The 21,203-nt window shown below is 60.8% G+C and carries 17 protein-coding genes and 1 pseudogene; 11 read left to right on the top strand and 7 right to left on the bottom strand.

What is annotated here, in order from left to right; all coding sequences use genetic code 11:
* The 6 genes from rsxC (at position 1) to gloA (ending at position 6,155) form a co-directional block, all read left to right on the top strand.
* Positions 1 to 2,550: an electron transport complex subunit RsxC gene (gene rsxC, locus DCS96_RS03505; RefSeq protein WP_116472958.1), complete on the top strand. Its 2,550-nt coding sequence runs from the start codon at positions 1 to 3 to the stop codon at positions 2,548 to 2,550.
* Positions 2,550 to 3,599, top strand: a complete 1,050-nt coding sequence (rsxD, locus tag DCS96_RS03500) for an electron transport complex subunit RsxD (protein WP_116472957.1) — start codon at positions 2,550 to 2,552, stop codon at positions 3,597 to 3,599. The genes rsxC and rsxD overlap by 1 nt, the downstream gene beginning before the upstream one ends.
* Before the next feature lie 76 nt (positions 3,600 to 3,675).
* Positions 3,676 to 4,308, top strand: coding sequence for an electron transport complex subunit RsxG (rsxG, locus tag DCS96_RS03495; protein WP_116472956.1), 633 nt, complete (start codon positions 3,676 to 3,678; stop codon positions 4,306 to 4,308).
* A complete protein-coding gene (locus DCS96_RS03490) occupies positions 4,305 to 5,000 on the top strand; it encodes an electron transport complex subunit E (RefSeq protein ID WP_116472955.1) in 696 nt (231 codons plus the stop codon). Before rsxG ends, DCS96_RS03490 begins: the two co-directional genes overlap by 4 nt.
* Before the next feature lie 22 nt (positions 5,001 to 5,022).
* Positions 5,023 to 5,664, top strand: a complete 642-nt coding sequence (nth, locus tag DCS96_RS03485) for an endonuclease III (protein WP_116472954.1) — start codon at positions 5,023 to 5,025, stop codon at positions 5,662 to 5,664.
* An 83-nt stretch (positions 5,665 to 5,747) separates the two neighbouring features.
* Positions 5,748 to 6,155 carry a lactoylglutathione lyase gene (gene gloA, locus DCS96_RS03480; protein WP_116472953.1) on the top strand — a complete coding sequence of 136 codons (408 nt, stop codon included), beginning with the start codon at positions 5,748 to 5,750 and terminating at the stop codon, positions 6,153 to 6,155.
* A 244-nt stretch (positions 6,156 to 6,399) separates the two neighbouring features.
* Here gloA and cysB read toward each other — a convergent pair whose 3' ends face one another.
* Positions 6,400 to 7,374, bottom strand: coding sequence for an HTH-type transcriptional regulator CysB (gene cysB / locus DCS96_RS03475; RefSeq protein WP_116472952.1), 975 nt, complete (start codon positions 7,372 to 7,374; stop codon positions 6,400 to 6,402).
* Between the two features lie 234 nt (positions 7,375 to 7,608).
* Here cysB and DCS96_RS03470 point away from each other — a divergent pair, with 234 nt between their 5' ends.
* Entirely contained in the window at positions 7,609 to 8,169 is a 561-nt protein-coding gene (locus DCS96_RS03470) for a VOC family protein (protein WP_232818173.1), read from the top strand.
* A 98-nt stretch (positions 8,170 to 8,267) separates the two neighbouring features.
* Here DCS96_RS03470 and DCS96_RS18765 read toward each other — a convergent pair.
* A pseudogene (locus DCS96_RS18765) lies at positions 8,268 to 8,644 on the bottom strand (MFS transporter); the annotation flags it as partial.
* Between the two features lie 440 nt (positions 8,645 to 9,084).
* On the opposite strand from DCS96_RS18765, the gene DCS96_RS03460 reads away from it, so the two are divergent.
* Together DCS96_RS03460 and DCS96_RS03455 are read left to right on the top strand one after the other, a co-directional pair.
* Complete coding sequence (locus tag DCS96_RS03460) at positions 9,085 to 10,074, top strand: YeiH family protein (RefSeq protein ID WP_116472951.1); 990 nt, start codon at positions 9,085 to 9,087, stop codon at positions 10,072 to 10,074.
* A 137-nt stretch (positions 10,075 to 10,211) separates the two neighbouring features.
* Positions 10,212 to 10,637, top strand: coding sequence for a universal stress protein (locus DCS96_RS03455; protein ID WP_116472950.1), 426 nt, complete (start codon positions 10,212 to 10,214; stop codon positions 10,635 to 10,637).
* A 41-nt stretch (positions 10,638 to 10,678) separates the two neighbouring features.
* Here the strand turns inward: DCS96_RS03455 and nfsA are convergent, their stop codons facing one another.
* Positions 10,679 to 11,404: an oxygen-insensitive NADPH nitroreductase gene (gene nfsA / locus DCS96_RS03450; RefSeq protein WP_116472949.1), complete on the bottom strand. Its 726-nt coding sequence runs from the start codon at positions 11,402 to 11,404 to the stop codon at positions 10,679 to 10,681.
* A 71-nt stretch (positions 11,405 to 11,475) separates the two neighbouring features.
* On the opposite strand from nfsA, the gene DCS96_RS03445 reads away from it, so the two are divergent.
* Together DCS96_RS03445 and DCS96_RS03440 are read left to right on the top strand one after the other, a co-directional pair.
* Entirely contained in the window at positions 11,476 to 12,162 is a 687-nt protein-coding gene (locus tag DCS96_RS03445) for a DUF2982 domain-containing protein (protein WP_332870192.1), read from the top strand.
* A gap of 67 nt (positions 12,163 to 12,229) precedes the next feature.
* Positions 12,230 to 13,138, top strand: a complete 909-nt coding sequence (locus DCS96_RS03440; protein ID WP_116472947.1) for a LysR family transcriptional regulator — start codon at positions 12,230 to 12,232, stop codon at positions 13,136 to 13,138.
* Positions 13,139 to 13,342: 204 nt separating this feature from the next.
* Here DCS96_RS03440 and DCS96_RS03435 read toward each other — a convergent pair whose 3' ends face one another.
* The 4 genes from DCS96_RS03435 to DCS96_RS03420 form a co-directional block, all read right to left on the bottom strand.
* Entirely contained in the window at positions 13,343 to 15,013 is a 1,671-nt protein-coding gene (locus tag DCS96_RS03435; RefSeq protein WP_408645997.1) for an AMP-binding protein, read from the bottom strand.
* Positions 15,014 to 15,151: 138 nt separating this feature from the next.
* Positions 15,152 to 15,622: an aminoacyl-tRNA deacylase gene (locus tag DCS96_RS03430; RefSeq protein WP_116472946.1), complete on the bottom strand. Its 471-nt coding sequence runs from the start codon at positions 15,620 to 15,622 to the stop codon at positions 15,152 to 15,154.
* Between the two features lie 140 nt (positions 15,623 to 15,762).
* Positions 15,763 to 16,707, bottom strand: coding sequence for a diguanylate cyclase domain-containing protein (locus DCS96_RS03425; RefSeq protein ID WP_116472945.1), 945 nt, complete (start codon positions 16,705 to 16,707; stop codon positions 15,763 to 15,765).
* Positions 16,704 to 21,179 carry a PAS domain-containing hybrid sensor histidine kinase/response regulator gene (locus DCS96_RS03420; protein ID WP_116472944.1) on the bottom strand — a complete coding sequence of 1,492 codons (4,476 nt, stop codon included), beginning with the start codon at positions 21,177 to 21,179 and terminating at the stop codon, positions 16,704 to 16,706. Before DCS96_RS03420 ends, DCS96_RS03425 begins: the two co-directional genes overlap by 4 nt.
* Positions 21,180 to 21,203: the final 24 nt, after the last annotated feature.

Genomic DNA, 21,203 nt, shown 5'->3' with positions numbered 1-21,203 from the left:
ATGTCCCTGTTGCACGATTTGACCCAAGGTAAACTGCATCGCTTCCATGGGGGGATACATCCGCCCGAACGAAAAACCGCCGCCAATCAAACCCCGATTGTCGACGCCGGACTGCCGCCCGAGCTGGTCTTGCCGGTACGCCAGCATATCGGCCAGCCGGCCCAGATCCGGGTGGCCGTCGGCGACAAGGTACTGAAGGGAGAGCCGCTGACCGAGCCACTAAATCCCATGATGATACCGGTGCATGCCCCCACTTCCGGGATCATCACCGCCATCGAGGCCAGGCCCCTGTCCCATCCCTCCGGGCTCGACGGCCCCTGCATTATTTTGCAACCCGACGGCCAAGACCAGTGGCGGCCCCGCTTTCCGGTGGCTGACTACCGGGTGCTGGAGGCTGACGTGCTGCTCGAGCGCATCCATGAGGCCGGCATCACCGGCCTGGGCGGTGCCGGCTTTCCGACCCATGTCAAACTCCGGCCACGCAAGAAGGCCATCGAGACCCTGATCATCAATGGGGTGGAATGCGAGCCCTATATCAGCGCCGATGATCGCCTGATGCGTGAACACGCCCAGGAAATCCTGCAGGGTATCGAGATCCTGCGCCATATAGTGCGGCCGGCCTTGACGGTAATTGCCATCGAGGACAACAAACCCGAGGCCATCGCCGCCCTGAAGGCTGCCAACGGTAACCAGGAGGTGCTGGTGGTGTCCGTGCCCACCAAATATCCTTCCGGCGGTGAAAAACAGCTGATCGAGGTGATCACCGGCCGACAGGTCCCCCACAACGGCCTGCCCGCGGATATCGGTATTGTCGTGCAAAATGTCGGTACCGCCTTCGCGGTCAAGCGCGCCATCATAGATGATGAGCCGCTTATCCAGCGGGTGGTAACCCTGGCCGGCGACTGCTTTGGCGAGCAGGGCAATGCCTGGGTGCGTATCGGTACCCCGGTGCGCTACCTGCTGGACAAGTTCCGGCTCGAGCCCGAGCCCCGGCAACGCATCATCATGGGCGGACCCATGATGGGCTTTACCCTGCACACCGCCCAGTCCCCCATCATCAAAGGCAGCAACTGCCTGCTGGCGCCAAGCCTGCGGGAACTGCCGGAGCCGGAGGCCGAACTGGCCTGCATCCGCTGCAGCCAGTGCGCCGATGCCTGCCCCGCCAACCTGTTGCCCCAGCAACTGTATTGGTATGCCAGGGCCAAGGAGCACGACAAGCTCAACGACCACAACCTGTTCGACTGTATCGAATGCGGCGCCTGTGCCTATGTCTGCCCCAGCCAGATCCCCCTGGTACAGTATTACCGGGTCGCCAAGGCCGACATCCGCCAGGCCGAACGGGATGCGGAACTGGCAGAACGGGCCAAGCACCGCTTCGAGGCCCGGCAGGCCCGGCTGGCCCGGGAAAAAGCCGAGCGCCAGGCACGCCAGGAAAAGGCCGCTGCCGAGCGCAAGGCGCGCATGGCCGAACAGGTGGCCGCCGGCGGAGAGGATCCGGTGGCTCAGGCCCTGGCGCGGGTCAAGGCCAAGCAGGCCGCCCCCGAGCAACCGCAGGATATGGCTGCCGCCCGCGCCGCCCGCAAGGAAGAGGCCCGTCGCAAGCGAGAACAGAAGCAGGCCGCCGCCGGACAAGCCGATGTCCGGATGGATGCAGAGCCCCAGGGCGACACCGCCGATCCCAAGAAAGATGCGGTGGCCGCCGCCATCGCCCGCGCCAAGGCTCGCAAGGCCGCCCAGGCGGAACCGTCCGCACCAAGCGAGGCAACAAGCAACAAGCCCGCCGCCGAGGCCGGGGACACCGATCCCAAGAAGGCCGCGGTGGCTGCCGCCATCGCCCGCGCCAAGGCCCGCAAAGCCGCCCAGGCGGAACCGCCTGCATCAAGCGAGGCGGCAAGTGGCGAGCCCGCCGCCGAGGCCGGGGACACCGATCCCAAGAAGGCCGCGGTGGCCGCCGCCATCGCCCGCGCCAAGGCCCGCAAGGCCGCCCAGGCAGCACAGACCGAAGCGACCGAGCCGCCCGACGGCCGCGAAACGGTCGCCGAGGCCGGAGACACCGATCCCAAGAAGGCCGCGGTGGCCGCCGCCATCGCCCGCGCCAAGGCCCGCAAGGCCGCCCAGGCAGCACAGCCCGAAGCGACCGAACCTTCCGCCGGCCGCGAAACGGTCGCCGATGCCGGGGAAACCGACCCCAAGAAGGCCGCGGTGGCCGCCGCCATCGCCCGCGCCAAGGCTCGCAAGACCGCCCAGGCAGCACAGCCCGAAGCGACCGAACCGTCCGCCGGCCGCGAAACGGTCGCCGATGCCGGGGAAACCGACCCCAAGAAGGCCGCGGTAGCCGCCGCCGTCGCCCGTGCCAAGGCCCGCAAGGCAGCGCAGACCGAAGCGACCGAGCCGCCCGCCGACAGGAGTCCCGCGCCCGGCGAAACCGACGACAGCAAGGCGGACGCAGCAAAGAAGGCCGCCATTCGCGCGGCCGTCGCCCGGGCCAAGGCCAAAAAAGCCGCCCTGGCGGCCGATTCATCCACCCAAGACCATAAAGAAGAGCAATAATGGCGTTTAATGTTACAAGCTCTCCCCACGACCATACCCGCCTGGCAACCAGCACCCTGATGCTGCGGGTCGGTTACTGCCTGATCCCCGGGATACTGGCCCAATGGTGGTTTTTTGGCTGGGGCACCCTGATCCAGATAGGAATGGCCGTGCTCACCGCCTATGGCGCCGAGGCCCTGGTGCTCAGGCTCAGGGGCCGCTCCATGGCTGCCATCAAGGATAATTCAGCCCTGCTGACCGCTTTGCTGATCGGCATAGCCCTGCCTCCCCTGGCACCCTGGTGGCTGGTGGTGATCGGCACTGCCTTCGCCATTATCGTCGCCAAGCAACTCTATGGCGGTCTGGGTCAGAACCTGTTTAATCCCGCCATGGTCGCCTATGTGCTGTTGCTGGTGTCCTTTCCCCTGCCGATGACCGGCTGGCTGCCCCCGACCGGGCTGCTGAGTCATTCCCTTACCCTGATGGATACCCTGTCCGCCATCTTTACCGGCTTTACCCTGGATGGCTTCAGTCCCCACCAGCTGCGTGAGCTGGCCGACGGCACCACCATGGCCACCCCGCTGGATACCCTGAAAACAGGGCTGACCCAGGGCCACACCAGCGCCGAAATTCTCACCAACCCGATTTTCGGGGCGCTGGCCGGCGTTGGCTGGCAATGGGTCAACCTGGCCTACCTGGCGGGGGGACTGGCACTGCTGCGGCTGCGGTTGATCAGCTGGCCGATTCCGCTGGCCATCCTCGCCAGCCTGCTGGTATTCAGCCTGATTGGCTTCCTGGCATCTCCCGATGGGGCGGCTTCCCCCTTGATGCATCTGTTATCCGGCGCGACCATGATCGGTGCCTTCTTTATCGCCACTGATCCGGTATCGGCCTCAACCACCTTTAAAGGCCGACTGATCTACGGGGTGCTGATCGGTTTGCTTGTCTACCTGATCCGTACCTTCGGCGGCTACCCGGATGCCATTGCCTTTGCGGTGCTGCTGGCCAACATGACGGTGCCCATGATCGACGCCCTGACCAAGCCCAGAACCTACGGAGAGTCGCGCTGATGTTCGCCACGATGAGACGAGATGATGTTGTCCTGGCCCGAACCCTGCCACCATGGTATCTCGGAGGATCTTGCTAATGCTTGCCATGATGAGAAGAAATGGTCTGGTACTGGCTGCCTTTGCCCTGGCCTGTACCGCCTTTGTGGCGGTGACCCACAGCCTGACACGGGATACCATAGTAGAGCAGGAGCAGGCCCAGCTGTTGTTGGTGCTCAATGAGCTGTTGCCCGAAGACAGCCATGATGAATCCCTGTTTGACCACTGTGTACTGGTTGCCAATGAAGAGTATCTGGGCACCGGCGAGGCCCTGCCCGTCTTCAAAGCGGTCAAGGGCGGTGCACATCAGGGATACGCCATCGAGACCATAGCGCCCGATGGGTACAGCGGCGCCATCAAGCTGGTGGTGGGTGTTCAGGCCGACGGCCGGCTGTCCGGGGTGCGGGTGCTCAACCATAACGAAACACCCGGACTGGGTGACAAGATCGAGCTGAAAAAATCCTCCTGGTTGCTGTCGTTCGACGGCATGGCTCTGCAGGGCGAAGACGATGCCCGCTGGGCGGTGCGCAACGACGGCGGCCAGTTCGACGCCTTTACCGGCGCCACCATTACCCCGCGCGCCGTCGTCAAGGCGGTACGCAATGTCTTGTTGATGGTCGACCAGCAGCCGGCGCTGCTGGCCCAGGCCCCCCGCTGCGGAGCATCGCTATGACAGAACAGCATCGCGAGATTATTCGCCAGGGGCTGTGGGGCAATAACCCGGCGCTGGTGCAGATCCTGGGGCTGTGTCCAGTACTGGCGGTGACCAGTACCCTGACCAACGCCATGGGGCTGGGCATCGCCACCCTGTTGGTGTTGATCGGTTCCAACCTGACCGTGTCCCTGGTGCGCCGCTGGGTCCCCAACGAAGTGCGCATTCCCATCTATGTGATGATCATCGCCAGCCTGGTGACCAGTGTGCAGCTGCTGATGAACGCCTATACCTACGGCCTGTATCAGTCATTGGGCATCTTTATCCCGCTGATCGTCACCAACTGCGTGATCATCGGCCGGGCAGAAGCCTTTGCCTCCAAGACCACCCCGGCCCTGGCTGCCCTCGACGGCCTGATGATGGGTCTGGGCTTTACCGCCGTCCTGTTGGTGCTGGGCGGACTGCGTGAGCTGCTCGGCCAGGGCACCCTGTTTGACGGCGCCGAGCTACTGCTGGGTGACTGGGCCCGGGGCCTGAGGATCGATGTGCTGCACCTGGACAACGGCTTCCTGCTGGCGATTCTGCCGCCCGGCGCCTTTATCGGCCTGGGATTGCTGATTGCCGCCAAGAACTGGCTGGATGCCCGGTTGGCGGCTCGGCGGGCTCCGGCCCCCAAGGCGGAAGTAACCCGGGCGCGGATCACCTCATTGTGAAGATGACCAAGAGCAGTTTATTGTGAATAAAGACAAACGCAGACAAATACTGGAACGACTGCGGGCCGAAAACCCCCACCCCACCACCGAGCTGGACTACAGCAACCCGTTCGAGCTGCTGATCGCTGTGATCCTGTCGGCCCAGGCGACCGACGTCGGGGTTAACAAGGCCACCGCCAGGCTGTATCCGGTGGCCAATACCCCGGCGGCCATCCTGGCCCTGGGCGTGGACGGGCTAAAGCACTATATCAAGACCATCGGGCTGTTTAATTCCAAGGCGGAAAATATCATCAAGACCTGCGCCATCCTGCTTGAGCGGCACCAGGGCGAGGTGCCGGAGAATCGCGAGGCACTCGAGGCCCTGCCCGGGGTCGGACGCAAGACCGCCAATGTGGTGCTCAACACCGCCTTCGGCTGGCCGACCATCGCCGTCGACACCCATATCTTCCGGGTAGCCAACCGAACCCGCTTTGCGCCCGGCAAGAATGTCGATGAGGTAGAACGCCAGCTGCTCAAGTGGGTACCGGCGGAATTCAAGCAGGACGTGCACCACTGGTTTATCCTCCATGGGCGCTATACCTGCGTGGCGCGCAAGCCCCGCTGCGGATCCTGCGTGATCGAGGATTTATGCGAGTTCAAGGACAAGGTATATCCGGATAGTTAACCGGGCCGAATATCACAGACACCATACTAAAACGGGTGAAACAAGCATCGCGGACTGATTTTTATACATTGGGAGTAATACACATGCGTATTCTGCACACCATGCTGCGGGTCGGTAACCTGCAAACGTCGGTCGAGTTCTATACCAAGGTGATGGGTATGAAATTGCTCAGAACCAGCGAAAACGAAGAATATAAATATACCCTGGCCTTTGTCGGTTATGGGGATGAAAAAGACGAGGCCGTGCTGGAGCTGACCTACAACTGGGGCACCACCGCCTACGAACTGGGTACCGCCTATGGCCATATCGCCATCGAGGCGGACGATATCCATGGCACCTGCGAGGCCATCCGCGCCGCCGGCGGCAAGGTGACCCGCGAGCCGGGCCCGGTCAAGGGCGGCACTACTGTGATCGCCTTTGTGGAAGATCCGGACGGTTACAAGATTGAGCTGATCGCCAGGAAAGACGCGGGCAAGGGTCTGGGTAAATAAGCCGGAAGCCGGGATGGCATTGCTGCCAACTCGCCGCGAGGTCGCGCCTCCCACAGGGTCATCTGCCGGTTTTTGAGCTTGCTGTGGGAGCGTCGACCCCGCCGCGATAATATCCGCAGGATATTAAATGGCATGAGCCAGTGAGTCCGGGGACAAGCTTCCTGTCCCTACATCTTGATGGCATTGCTGCCAACTCACCGCGGGGTCGCGCCTCCTACTATCCCTGCTGGAAGCTCTTCTCCCATTACCGATAAGGCAGTTCTATGCCTTCGAACAGCCTGTCAATCTCGTCCGGTGCCTTCAGTGAAATGGCCCTGTCAACCCGCTCCCGGGTCAGGTGGGGGGCAAAGCGCTCCATAAAGTCATACATGTAGCTACGCAGGAAGGTCCCCTTCCGAAAGCCTATCTTGGTGGTACTGGAGGCAAACAGATGGCTGGCGTCCAGGGCCACCAGATCGCTGTCCTGCACGGGGTCGACCGCCATGCTGGCCAGCACACCGATACCGACTCCCAGCCGCACATAAGTTTTAATCACGTCGGCGTCGGTGGCGGTAAACACCACCTTGGGCTCGTAGCCGGCCCGGGAAAAAGCAGTATCCAGCTCGGAGCGACCGGTAAAACCGAACACATAGGTCACCAGCGGATACTTGGCGATATCCGCAATGGTTGGCTGGCCGATGGCGGCCAGGGGATGGCCCTTCGGCACCAGTATGCAACGGTTCCAGTGATAACAAGGCAACATGATCAAGTCTTGATACAGATGCAGGGCTTCGGTGGCAATGGCAAAGTCGGAGGTCCCCTTGGCAACGGATTCGCTGATCTGCACCGGCGTACCCTGGTGCATATGCAGGGAGACCTTGGGGTAACGGGCGATAAACCCTTTGATCACATCCGGCAGGGCATACCGGGCCTGGGTATGGGTGGTGGAGATGTTGAGAGTACCCTGATCCGGGTGGGTATGCTGGCTGGCCACCGCCTTGATACTCTCGACCTTACCCAGGATCTCGCTGGCGATACGGATAATATCCTGCCCGGCGGGGGTGATCTGGGTCAGGTGCTTGCCGCTGCGCTCGAAAACCTGGATCCCCAACTCATCTTCCAGCATCCGTACCTGCTTGCTGATCCCGGGCTGGGAAGTAAACAGGCTTTCCGCCGTGGCAGACACATTGAGGCTGTGATTGGCGACTTCGACGATATAGCGCAGCTGTTGCAGTTTCATGGTTTCGACTGATTAGGGGAATTGAGTTAATACTATCAGACCCTGAGAAAATATCCTCTGCCGATCTCCGTGTGAGACCGAAGATTGCGCTGCCTAACAGACAACCTCGGTCGCCAAGGCACCTCGCTCTGGGTTAACATCCGTCCCGGACGGGCGGGCTTCGACAGGGCCTGCAACAGGCGGCCCGCCGCCCGAACCCCGCAACCCGACAGCACCCGAAGAGGAAACGGCACAGTGAGCACCGAAACCCCCGCCTTATCCGCCCTGTTAGGCGATATCGACAACTTTCTCCTGGCCCTTGAGGAGGGACTGGCCCGGCACCGACTCCAGCCCGGGCTCGGCCAAATGGACCATATCTGCTACCGGGCCGACAGCAACCGCCAATACCTGAGGTTGCGTGCGGCCCTGCTGGCTTATGGGGAAAACCTGGTCGAGGGCATGATAGGAGGTCGCCCCATCATCACCTATGCCTTGCACAGCCCCATCGCCAGCCAATTCGGCCCCATCCCCTGCCTGGAATTGGCGGCGCCCAAACCGGGCAAGCAGCACCTCACTGGCCTGGAGCACGGTGAACTGGTGGTTGAAGACCTGCATCGGTTGCTGGCTGCCAACCCCCACGTGCCCTTCAACACCAAGGGATTGGCCCAGTCCCCCGCCGAGCTGAGCCTGGCCCTGCCCCCCTATCAGGTCAAGTTTCATCAGCGTAGCCTGGCCGAGATCATCGCCGAGGAAAAGGACCGGGGGCTGGTAGTGCCGGTGCCCGAGGATTACTGGTTAGCAGACAAGCAGCGGTAACGGACCAAAATCGTTTGAAGACCTCACTTCAACGGGAGCCCGCAATCGATAGCAAGATTCCCCGAATAAATTGGTCCCCACAGACGGTGCTGTTTCGCTTATAGCTTATGGCTTATCGCTGTTAACGTTGTTGTCTGTTCCTGCCTCAGCAGGCGCAAGCCCGCGGTCACCATCAGCCCCCCCATCGTGCCCCAAGCCACGCCGGCCAGCCCGCCTCTGTTCCAGAAGGGATAGAGGTACAAGCCGCCCAGGCTGGCTCCCAGATAGTAAAACACCAGATACAGGGACGAGGCCAGCACCCTGTGATGCTGCACGCTGCGGCCCACCCAGCTGCTGGCACAGGCATGGCCAGGAAGAAGGCAAAACTGTCGGTCAGCAATGCCAGCAGGATCAGCGGCAGACTGCCGCTCAACAGGCCCAGGTTGCCCACCGCCAGCAGGCCGAAGGCGCCCAGCAGGGTCCGGCACCGGCCCCATATTCATCTGCATGAATTTCTGCAACAGGAGCTGGCGGTGTTTCGCCACGGTTTTTTCATCGGGAGTATATCGTGCGGGAGGCACGGCAGGCCGATCTCTGCCCCCATATCGGCTTTGAAAGCAACCTTATTTCCTTGTTGAAGGCGGTGGTAGTCAGGGCTTTGCCATCACCAGTTTTCTGTGTATGGCGATCGAGGACGACCCGGATCTGTATGCCGTCCCCTCTGCCGACCCCTACTTCCTGGACTGTGTCTGGCCTGGCCCGGCGAGCGCCGGCTGTCCGGGGCCGAGCAGGCGTTTATCGACTTTATCCGGGAGTACCAGCGGGGCCAGAGCCCAACATATCAATTAAATTTATAAAAGAACTAAAAAACTTCAATTTTCATTACCATCGACAAGCGCATAGCATGCCTATGACCCCAGTGATAAGGAGATAGTCATGTTTGCGCTTGTTCCCGGTATTGCCCTGGCCGGCTTGCTGTCCGCCATCAGTCTGTTTTTGTCCAGCCGGCTTGCGCTGGGAGTTAGCCCGTTGATCTTCGCCATAGTACTGGGCCTGTTGCTGGGCAACCTGCTGCCCATGCTGGCACAAGGGGATCGTCAATCGGGCCTGGAATTCTGTAAGAAACGATTGCTGCGCATCGGCGTGGCCTTCTACGGCATCAACATCACCCTGCAGCAGATTGCCGATGTGGGTCAGGCCGCCCTGCTGGTGGATTTTATCATGCTCGCCTCCACCCTGGTCATCGCCTACCTGCTGGGCCGCCGCTGGTTAGGCCTGGATGTGCCCACCAGCCTGCTGGTAGGCTCGGGCTCGGCCATCTGCGGCGCCGCCGCTATTATGGCCACCGAGCCGGTGGTACGAGCCAGACCGCAGCAAACCACGGTTGCGGTCGGAACTGTAGTGCTGTTTGGCACCCTGGCCATGTTCCTCTATCCGTTACTTTATCCCCTGTTGGGTCTGAGTCCTCAGGCGATGGGCATCTATACCGGCGCTACCATTCATGAGGTTGCCCAGGTCGTCGCCGCCGGCAGCGCCATGGGCGCAGACATCGCCCAGGTATCGGTCATCGCCAAGCTGACCCGGGTAATGATGCTGGCTCCCTTCCTACTGCTGCTGGGTGCCTGGCTAAGCCGCACCCAGGGCAGCAGCGCCATACGCGCCCCCCTGCCCTGGTTTGCTTTCGGCTTTATTGCGATAGTGATCCTAAACTCGGTATTGAGCCTGCCGTCGGTGCTGGTAGACAACATCAAGGTGCTGGATAGCTGGGCGCTGACCATGGCGATGGCCGCACTGGGACTGGGTACCCAACTGGCCGGCGTCAAGAGTGTGGGCTGGAAACCCCTGATATTGGCCGCCTGCCTGTTTGTACATTTAACGGTCACCGGCCTGGTGGTGACCCATCTCGCCACCGCCTGGCTATCGTAAACCAAGGGCTAGTCACGATACCCGGGAGCCAAGAACAGCCAAAGGAGCGGGCTTTGCACGTCACCTCCCAGTCTGCGGCTGTTTTTCACTATATAGTGAAGGATCGTGCGATTGATCAGGTCCTCGAGGAGTCCCCTATGCCTTATCGCAACATATTACTGGCACTGGAATTAAGCGAGCGGGAGAAGCCCTTGTTAAAACGGGCGGTGGAACTGGCCGAACATTGCCAGGCTCGCCTGCACCTGGTTCACGTCGACCCTGAAATGAGCGGTATCTTTGTCGGCAGCCTGAACATGGATCTGCGCCAGCTAAAGATGAAACTCAAACTGGAAAGTGGCCGGGAGATCATGAACATGCTTCGGGTAGAGCAACGCCGGGTAGAGAGCATCTCCTTGCCGACCGGCGATATCCAGAGAGCCATCCGCCTGGCCGCCAGGGAAAAGGATGCCGATCTGCTGATCTGTGGTCACCATGCCGGCCACAGCTTCCTGGGTCATTTATTTTCCAATGCCGCGCGTTTTATCGACATCGGCGGCTGTGATGTGCTGGTGGTCAAGCTGTAAAAGGCACCAAACCACCACTACACCACCGGTACCGTACCCGGCTATTTCAGGCAAAACCCCTGGCTGTGCAGAAACGCCAGCATATAGGGCCGAGCCTCCTTGGCCAGCGTCGCGCCTATCTGCCCGGTCCAGGTCATGGATTTATTGCCGCCGGTACGGGTCTGATAATAATGCTCCACGGCACTGTCATAGTCCGCCATCAAAGACGGATCCTGCACTGACTGATAGTGGTTTTCGAAAAACATCAGCTCCCGGGGCAGTCGGGGCTTGGATTCCGGATCCTGATCCGGGTGGCCGATACAGAGGCCAAACAGGGGCACCACGCCCTTGGGCAACGCCAGCAATTCAACCAGCTCGGCCGGATGATTGCGCACGGCGCCGATAAATACCCCTCCCAGCTCCAACGACTCGGCGGCAATCAGGCTGTTCTGTCCCATCAGGGCGGTGTCGATGGCGCCAATCAACAGCTGCTCCGCAAAGCCGGTCCGGGCCTCGGGCACCCATTGCAGGTGGCGATGAAAATCGGCACAAAACACCCAGAATTCGGCGGCGGCCCCCACATAGGCCTGCTCTCCACAGAGCATCATCACCTGTTGGCGCAGCACCGGGTCGGTGACGCGAATAACAGCCGAAGCCTGCAGGAAACTGGAGCTGGGAGCCGCCTGGGCTGCCGCCATGATGGCATCGAGCTGCTCCGGCAGGATCGGCTGCTCGGTAAACTTGCGGATAGAACGGTGGCCGCGGAGCACATCGAGGGTGGGTGTCATTATTACCTCTTTTAATCATTATCTGTGTATCATCACCTTATCGGATAAGTAGCAAAAATGGGAGCCTGCCGGTGCTTGAAACCCAACATATAGAGCCCATGTCCCGGCGTCATGGTCTCAGCCTGACGGTGATGGGCGCTACGTTTATGCTGATCCTGCTCGGCGTGCTCTACTGGCTCGGCGGCCGCGGCCACCTGGTGGTCTACTTCCTGTTTCTCGCCAGCCTGGTAACAACCCTGCTCGGCATACTCAAGCTACGGGAGCCGGTGTACAGCTTTTCCCTGAGCCGGGACAGCCTGCACTTTCATCATAAAATCGGCGGCTGGAGCCTGCACTGGTCCAATGTCGTCCGTATCGATCAGCCCAGGTTCAGTGTGGGTCTGGAGCTGACCGAGCTCCCTTATATCGGCCTTAAAATCCGTGATTATGACGAGCTGCTGCCGTTGATAACGCCCCGGCTGGCGGTACACCTGCTGACCGAACAGCGTCCGCTGCTGGCTATGGCCTTGCGCTATCAGGTGGTCACCCGCAGCCAGCTGCAGGACTGGCTTATCGAAGACAGCCACTATCGCTCGGCCTCGGGCCGGCGCTACGAGGGGATATTGGCCATGCTCGCCAACCGCATGAGCCACCTGAGACAGCTGTATGGCTACGATCTCTTGGTACACGAGTCCAACCTGGATAGAGACACTCCCGATTTCGTCGCCCTGCTGCGCCGCTACCAGAGTGCAAACTCCCTCCCGCCGGAACAACACTGACACCACTGTTTTCAGCCGGGGAAAACGACGGCACAATAGCTACACTCTCCTCGCCGGGCCGATACCGATGAAACATCTGGATGACTTCTATTTATTCGTCAAAGTGGTACAACATGGCGGCTTTTCCCATGCGGCGGCCGAGCTGGGCCTGCCCACCGCCACCCTGAGCCGCCGTGTTTCGGGGTTGGAACAGTCCCTGGGCTGCAAGCTGCTCAGCCGCACCACCCGCAAACTGCAATTGACCGAAGAGGGCCGGCGCTATTTTGAACGTCTCAACCCCCTGCTGAATGAAATAGAACAGGTGACCGGGGATATTCAGGGACAAAGCCAGTCCATCAGCGGGCTGATCAAAATAGCCGCCCCCATCGCCATCTCCAACACCTTCCTGATCGATGGCATTACCGAGTTTTGCCTGCAATACCCGCAAATTCGCATCGATCTGCTGCAAAGTAATGACTATACCAGCCTGCTGGATACGGATCTGGATGTGGTGTTTTTCAGTGGGGAACTGCCTGATTCCAGCCTGAGGGCTCGCCGCCTGGGTGAGGTGCAATACGGTTTGTTTGCCTCACCCCGCTATATTGAACAGCATGGTACGCCGACCCTGCCGGAAGAGCTGGATCAGCATCACATCATCCAGTGCTGGCCCCATAGAAACTGGCAGCTGACCCATCAGGACGGCCGCCGCTTTCATCTCAAGCCGGTACCACGTCTGTCGGTAAACCAGGTACATTCGGCGGTCAAGGCGGCCATTCAGGGACTGGGTATTGTCAATGTTCCCGAACACTATGTTGCCCATCATCGGGAAAACGGCCAGCTAAGACCCGTATTGGCCGGCTGGCGAGGCGGCCAACGGCCCTTCCACATGGTTTTCCATAATCGGGAACTGGCCCCGGTCAGGCTGAATACCTTTATTGAATTTATAGACAGGCATATGCGTGAACGACTGGTGTCCACCTGGATAAAGACGACATAGGGGGAAAGATGAATAAAAAAATGGGCAGCATCCTGCTGCCCGACTCCACTAATAACAAGATAAACGTTGTTTAACTATGCAGACAAAGTAACACAAGCCGTACCGGTTAATTAGTTACGAATTTGTAAAATGAAACCGCTCATTATTCCATTTTTGGAATAATGAGCTTTGGTGACGGCTCCCAGACCCTGCTGCTCCGCCGGATCAGTGCAAATCCTGTTCCCATAAAATATGCTGTCCCGGTATCCAGCGCTGTTCTATCTCGGCATATCGCTGCTCCAGCAGGTGCCGTTTTATTTTCAGGGTGGGGGTCATGATGTTGTTCTCGATTGTCCAGGGCTCCTTCATCACCAGGATGCCGGCCAGGCGCTGGTGCTTCTCCAGCTGGTCGTTGATCTTTGTCAATGTGTTTGCAAGCCGCTCGGCCAGGGCTCCCTTGTGCCTGATATCCGTGCCCTCTCCCAGCTGCACCAGGGCTACCGGCTGGGCCAGGCCACTCCCGATCACACAGACCTGCTCGATCAGCGCATTTTCAACCAGCATGGCTTCTATCGGCACCGGTAACACATATTTCCCCTTGGCGGTTTTGAAGGCATCCTTCACCCGGCCGGTAATGGTCAGGTAACCATCATCGTCGAGTTTGCCCTGATCGCCCGTATGCAGCCAGCCGTTACGCAGGGTGTTGGCGGTGGCCTCTTCATCCTTGTAATAGCCACTCATCAGGCCGGCACAGCGACACAATACTTCGCCGTCTTCGGCAACACGGATTTCAACCCCGACACCGGGCTTGCCGACCGTGCCGACCTTGTCGCTGCGGAACGGATAATTGAGGGTGGAATAGGCCAGGTTTTCGGTCATGCCCCAGGCTTCGGTAATGGGCATCCCCAGCTGTTCGTACCAGCGCAGCAAGGAAGGGGCAACCGGTGCCGAGCCACAACCCAGTATCCGCGCCTGGGACAAGCCCAGTCCGGCACGCACCTTCTTTTTAACCAGGCCCGAGAGCAGAGGGATCCTGAGCAGTATGTCCAGCTTGCCCTGGGGCAACTTCTCCAGGATCCGGCTGCGGAAGTTGGCCCACAACCGGGGCACGGAAATAAACAGGGTCGGCGAAATAGTTTTCACATCATCGATAAAGGTATCCAGACTCTGGGCGAAAGCCACCGGCAAGCCGCCATACAAGCTGGCGCCCAGTATATAGACCCGCTCGGTAATGTGGGCCAGGGGCAGATACGAAAAGGCCCTGTCCTCGCCGGTCAGGCTTGCGGTTTGAACTATGCCCCGGCAGGCGGCCCCATAGGCGCCGAAGCTGATCATCACCCCCTTGGGTTGACCCGTGCTGCCCGAGGTATAGACCAGGCTCATCAAGCCATCCGCATCCGGTACCGGCCGCTCTCCCCAGGGTTCGTGCCCGGCCAGCAGTTCATCCCAGTGGTGTTCCACCGGGATGCCCGACTTGTAGGGCATGGCGATGCGGACGAGCCCCTCTGGGATACCTCCGGCCTGCTGCTGCGGGTCGTCCAGCTTGCCGATAAACAGTGCCCGGCACTCACTGTGCTCCAGCACATAGCGCACCGTGTCTTCACCGGCCGTCGGATAGATGGGCACGCTAACATAGCCGCCCATCTGTAGGGCAAAGTCACAGATAAACCATTCGGCACAGTTTTTTGACAAGAGTCCCACCCTGTCGCCCGGCGCCAGGCCCAGGGCATGCAGACCGCTTACCAGCCGGGCCGCCTGTTCCAGCACCTGGCGCCAGCTGTAGGTATGCCAGCGCCCTTCCTTCGGCTGGCGCAGGTAGACGGCATCGGCCTGGGCGTCGGCCCAGTGGTAGAGCATTTCCAGCGGCAGTTGGGCGGGGGCCTGAGTCATGGACATCCTCTGTCATCGGCAAGCGGGATATCTAGAAGCATAGCCGAAAGAATCCACCCTGCCGCTGCCATCTTGCTGATGTATATCACAAAGTTAAGATGGCATGGGATAAGAGGGGGTGCCCGGAAAGCGGTAGGCCGGCGATTAACCGGGATGGCTCCAATACCCCTGGCGACAACCGGCCAACAGCGTACGGAAGGCGTCCCCCTCTAGCTGCAGCAGGTGCCGATGATCACCGGCCTCGAGATAAACCCGGGCCAGGGGCACCAGGGCGTCATCCAGAATCGTCTCGATACCGTAGGCCGGACCCAACGGAGGGATGGCGCCGGGACGACAGTCCGCAAACAGCCGCTCAGTATCCACTTCGGACGCCAGTTCCAGATGCCGGTTCAGATCTTCCCGGATACGGTTTACCCTTACCCAGTGATTGCCCGGTATCACGGCCATCAGAAAGCCGACACCATCCTTAAGCAGTACCGCCTTGACCAGGTGATCATCCGGTATCAAAGCAGCCTCGGCTGTCTCCCGGCTGGTTTCGCTGGGGCCATGGCGCAACAGCCGGTAAGACACGCCACGGGAAGCCAGGTATTCCTTAACCGTTTTTGCTATTGGCATGACCCTCTCCCAGCTATGGGTCCCGACCGGGACGACAGATACCTGTCTTGAGTGTAACCGGCAGCGCCGAAAACGCCCGCCCATGGCAGCACGGGCTCCTCGCTCTGCCCCGAGGGACTGTCTCCGGGTCCCCCGCTCGGCTATGTTATTTCAGTAGCGCAGACCCGGTCACGACCATCGTGTTTGGCCCGATACAGTTGTTGATCGACGGCGGCCAGCAAGGCCTGGTGGGTCGAGCCAAAGTCGGGTATCTGTGTTGCCACCCCTGCGCTGATGGTCACGACCTTACCGACGGCCGAGCCCAGGTGCTCTATCTTGAGCGCCTTGACGGCAGCACGTATTACCTCCGCTCGACTGGTAGCCCCCCGGCAATCGGTATCGGGGAGAATACCGACAAATTCCTCTCCGCCATAACGAGCAACCAGATCACGGGGCCGCCTCACCGAGTCGCTCAATACTTCGGCCACCGAGATCAGGCAATGATCCCCCTCCTGGTGCCCGTATCTGTCATTAAACTGCTTGAAATAGTCCAGATCAAGCAGTACCAGCGACAGCGGGCGTCGTTCGCGCAGGCAATAACGCCAGTTGAGATCAAGCTCTTCATCAAATTTGCGTCGGTTGGCTACCTTGGTCAGGCCGTCTATCATCGCAATGGAGCGCAACAGGTCACTCTGCAACTTCAACGCCAGATGGGTACGCACCCGTGCCGATACGATAACCGGATTGATCGGCTTGCTGATAAAGTCCACCGCACCGATTTCTAAGCCCAGGGCTTCGTCACCTTCCTGACTCTGGGATGTCACGAAAATAACGGGAATATTCCGGGTTTCCGGATCCGCTTTCAGTCGACGGCATACTTCATGGCCACTGATACCCGGCATGACCACATCCAGCAGGATGATGTCCGGGCGCTGCTCCCGACAAAGGGCAATTGCCTGCTCGCCATTCGTGGCCATCAGTACTTCAAAGCGGCCCCGAAACACCTCGTGAAGAGCCCGGATGTTCACCGCTTGATCGTCCACTATCAGGATGCGTAACGGGCCCACCGGGTGTGGAAATGAAGCCAGCAGCTGCTCAAGGTTCATGTCTTCTCCAGTAATTCTCGAACTATCCTGCTCGCGGCGGCAAAATTAAGATTCTGGACCTCGGTGGCCAACTCTTCCCGGCGTGCGTGCAACCGATCGCAAGCCCCTGCAGTCATCTCTTCAACGAGATCGATGGCGTCGAGGTTTCCCGCTTCCAGCAGGACCAGCAGTTGTTCGAAGCGCCGCCGGCTATCGCCATCCGCCGTTTCGTCCGTCGCGGGCTCCCCTTCGGTTTCCGGCACGGTAACAGCCTCAAGCAACGTTGCCCGCTCCTGCGCCAGCCACACTTTCAGCTCTGCCAGGCTGGCTGCATTCAACAGGTTAAGGGCACTGTCCGTATCCGCCGTCTTGAGCTGCTGCTCAAGCTCGGCCATCCGCGATGCAAACCCCGCCGCCCCCATGGTACCGGCTACCCCCTTGAAGGTATGGAGCACCGCCGCCGCCGCCGTCAGATCCCGCTCGCGGATATGAACTTCCAGCTCACCGAACAAGCCGGCAGCATTCTCCTCTAACCCCGACAGCAGCCTGCGATACAGGCGTGCATTACCGCCAAAACGGCGCAGAATGATATCGATGTCCTCGATTGATGCCGACGGGCCGGCAACCGGCTGGTCGACCGCCAGGCCGTCTGCGCCCGAACGGAACGACAGCAACACGGCAATCAGATTCTCGATATCCACGGGCTTGCCCACATGCGCATTCATGCCCGCTGCCAGGCAGGCCTCCTGATCTGCCGCGGTCACGTTCGCCGTCATCGCCAGGATCGGCAGCTCACGACAGGCGGCATCCGCACGGATGCGTCGCGTGGCTTCCAGGCCATCGATATCGGGCATCTGCATATCCATCAGCACCATATCGAACGCCGTTGGCGCCTCGACCACCTTGCGTACCCCATCCAGCCCCCCTTCGGCAAGCTCGACGCAGGCTCCTTCCCCGCCCAGCAATTCTGCCGCCACCTGGCGGTTGAGGGCATTGTCTTCCACCACCAGCAGGCGCAGCCCCGCTAATCTTTGCAACGACGGGGCCGGCACCGTCCGATGCCCGGGCTCGACCCTGCTGCCGTCAAGCGCCTGCCGCACCGTGGTGACCAGTTGCTGGGTGGTGATGGGTTTGGTAAGAAAATCGGTAAAGGGGGGATCGGCATCCTGCTGGGCCTGCGCCAGTTGCTCCCGGCCATAGGCGGTGACCATGATAATGGTGGGCAGACCTCCTTGCACCTGCTCCCGGATCCGGGTGGCGGCGTCCAGGCCGTTCATGTCCGGCATCGCCCAGTCCATCAGCACCAGGTCGTAGTCCGTGCCGGCCGCCATTTCCGTCACGGCCGCCTGGCCGCTGTTGGCGATATTCACCTGCCAGCCCTGGGAGCCGGCGGCACGAGCCAGTATCTCTGCCGACACCTTGTTGTCATCGACCACCAGAACCCGCAATGGTCGTTCGCTGGTTTCCCCTCGCGCCGGCGGCCGGGCCGTCTCGGCAAGGCCCAGATTGAGCTCGAACCAGAAGTGGCTTCCGACCCCCGGCTGGCTGCTCACCTGAAGCCGGCCGCCCATCAGGGCGATCAGCCGCTGGGTGATCACCAACCCCAGGCCGGTACCGCCGAAACGGCGGGCAATCGAGGCATCTGCCTGGTTGAAGCCTTCGAGTATATGTTCGAGCTTGTCCTCGGCAATGCCGATACCGGTATCGGTGACCTGCACACACAAGCGGATTGACGCGGGGCCACGACTCAGCTCACTGATACCGACGACCACTTCCCCCCGCTCGGTGAACTTGATGGCATTGCCCGCCAGGTTGATCAGGATCTGCTGCAGTCGCAAGCGGTCACCGACCAGGCTGACCGACAACGAGGGGGGGAGATCGAACATCAGCTCGACCGGTTTGTCCCCCAGGTTGCCGGACAACACCACCGCCAGATCCTGCATCAGCTCCTCCAGCTCGAAGGGCTGCAGTTCCAACTGCAACTTGCCGGCCTCTATCTTGGAATAATCAAGAATATCGTTGAGCAGGCCCAGCAGGGAGCGGGCAGCGGTTTGCGCCTTGCCGAGGTACTCCCGTTGCCGCTGGCTCAGCTCCGTCTGTTGCACCAGCTGCAGCATCCCCAGCACGGCATTCATCGGCGTACGGATCTCGTGACTCATATTGGCAAGGAAAGTCGACTTGGCCGCACTGGCTTCATCCGCCAACTCCTTGGCCTGGCGCAGCCGGATTTCAAGCTCACGCTGTGTAGTAATGTCGAGGTTGATGCCCGTCACCCGCATAGCCCGTCCCTGTTCATCCCGCTCTAACCGAGCCCCCGCCTGGATATAACGGATCCGGCCGTCGGGCAGGAGGATGCGGAACACGGGCTCAAAAGTCCCTTTCCCCTGCGCGGCCGCCTGCAGGCAGGAGACGGTGGCTTCGACATCCTCGGGATGCACCCGCTCCTGCCAGTGATCGAAGCAGAGCCCATTGTTACGCAAGGTAAGGGGTTGCGCATAGAGCTCGAACATCTTGTCGTTCCAGTCCACCGAGTTATCCGCCAGGCTCCAACTCCAGATGCCCAGCTGGGCTACCTCCGCCGCCATCAGCAGCTGATCCCGGGCCGCCGTCAGTTCACTGCTGTGTCGGCGCTGGGCCGTGATATCGGTGGCGATCTCCAGGTAGCCGCTCAACTGCCCCTTATCGTCCCGCATCGCGGTTACCACCAGCATCACCGGCACCAGGGAACCGTCCTTGCGGACAAAACTCCATTCCCGGGTCTCGGCACCGTCCCGCTCCGCTTTGAGGGTGAAGATCTCGAACCCTGCCACCGGCCGGCCGAACTCCCGGCTCAATTCGGCCCCCCTTGACTCCGCCTCCTGCTGCAGGTGGAAACGTTCCGGAGAGCGCTTGCCGACAAGTTCATCGGCCCGGTATCCCAACAGCCGTTCCGCACCGGTATTGAACAGGCGGATGGTGCCGTCTCTGTCGGTCGCCACGATCGAGACCTCGGACGCCGCATCCAACACATTCCGGAACAGCATGTTCAGTTCCGCCAGCTCCGAGGTGCGCTGGGCGACCAGGGCTTCGAGGTTGCTGTTGAGTTCGCGGATCCGTGCGGCGGCCTCTTTCTGACTCGATATATCGCGTACCGTCTTCGACGCCCCGATCACCCGGCCACTGCTGTCATGGATAGGCGAGACAGTCACGGAAACATGGATGCTGTCGCCGTTTTGATGCTGGCGAACGGTCTCGAAATGGGGGATCTGTTCACCGTTGCCTATACGTGCGAGTATCTCTTCTTCTTCTGACTTCAGGTGGTCGGGCACGATCAAGTCGGCCAATTTCCGACCTATTGCCGCCTGGGCGGGATAACCAAAGATCTGTTCGGCGCCCCGGTTCCAGCTGGTGACCACGCCGTCGAGCGTCTTGCCGACAATGCCGTCGGACGAATTCTCGACGATGGCCGCAAGCCGCGCCTGTTCGGCCAGGACCTGCCGGCGATTCCACCGGCTGATGTTGACGATGCCGAGCAGGGATGCCGCCAACAGGCTGATCAGGCCGCCCAGCAAAAAAACCTGCAGGGGCGACCCCTGGTGCAGGCGTTGCACGAACAACGGGCGGGCGCTGAACCGGGACTCCCAGCGCCGGCCGTAGGCCTCGAACCGGGTACGCTGGGTGTGCAGCTTGACGGCTTGGTCCTGTTGGTGACCATTGCTGTAGAACATCACCTCCTCGCCCGGCGTGGTCACATCAAACAGCTCAAGATGTACCGTATCGGCATCCAGGTGCAGATCGGCCAGTACCTCTTCTATCAGCAACGGCGCATAACTCCAGCCATAGGCACTCTGCTCACGCTCGGCCTCGGTGGGCGGGGTGACACCACCACGATAGATGGGCATCAGCATCAGGAAGGATTGCAGCGGCTTGCCGGATGCCGGTGCCAGGGTGATTGGTCCGGTCAGCCGGACTTCTCCGGTGCGCATCGCCGCATCGGCAGCTTCGCGCCGGTTTTTCTCCGAGCCGATATCCAGGCCGACCGCCTGAACATTGCGTTCGACCGGCTCGATATACTGGATGATATAGCAATCACCGTCATGGGGAGCCAGCACCTTGACCCGGAAGTCGGGCCAGCCATCGGCCCGCGCCTGCTCGACAAAGGACGCCACCCTGGCCTGGGGCACGCGGCGGATAAAACCGAACCCATGGGCTCCGGGAAATTCCCGGTCGATATCCCGGGTGAGGCTGTAACGCTGGAACAACTCGCGGCTGATGCCCTGCTCGCCTGCAATCGACACCGCGCCACGGGCGCCATGCAAGCCGTACAGATAAAGCGCGAGGCGGTTCCTGACCGCGGCGTTGGTCTGTTCAGCGGCGTTGGCAACCGCATCGTTCACGCGCTGCTCATTGATCTTATGCAGTTGCCAGGCCAGCAGGGTGCTGGCAGCCAGCCCGATAATCAGGGCGAGTTGCGCCCAGCGGTTTTTGAAAGCAAAGCCGAGGTGTAGCTTCATTTATCGGTTCCTTTCGCCATCAGC

The sequence above is a fragment of the Zobellella maritima genome (genome assembly GCF_003075035.1).
Taxonomy (GTDB): Bacteria; Pseudomonadota; Gammaproteobacteria; order Enterobacterales; family Aeromonadaceae; genus Oceanimonas; species Oceanimonas maritima.
This window is presented reverse-complemented; position numbering and strand designations above follow the sequence as displayed.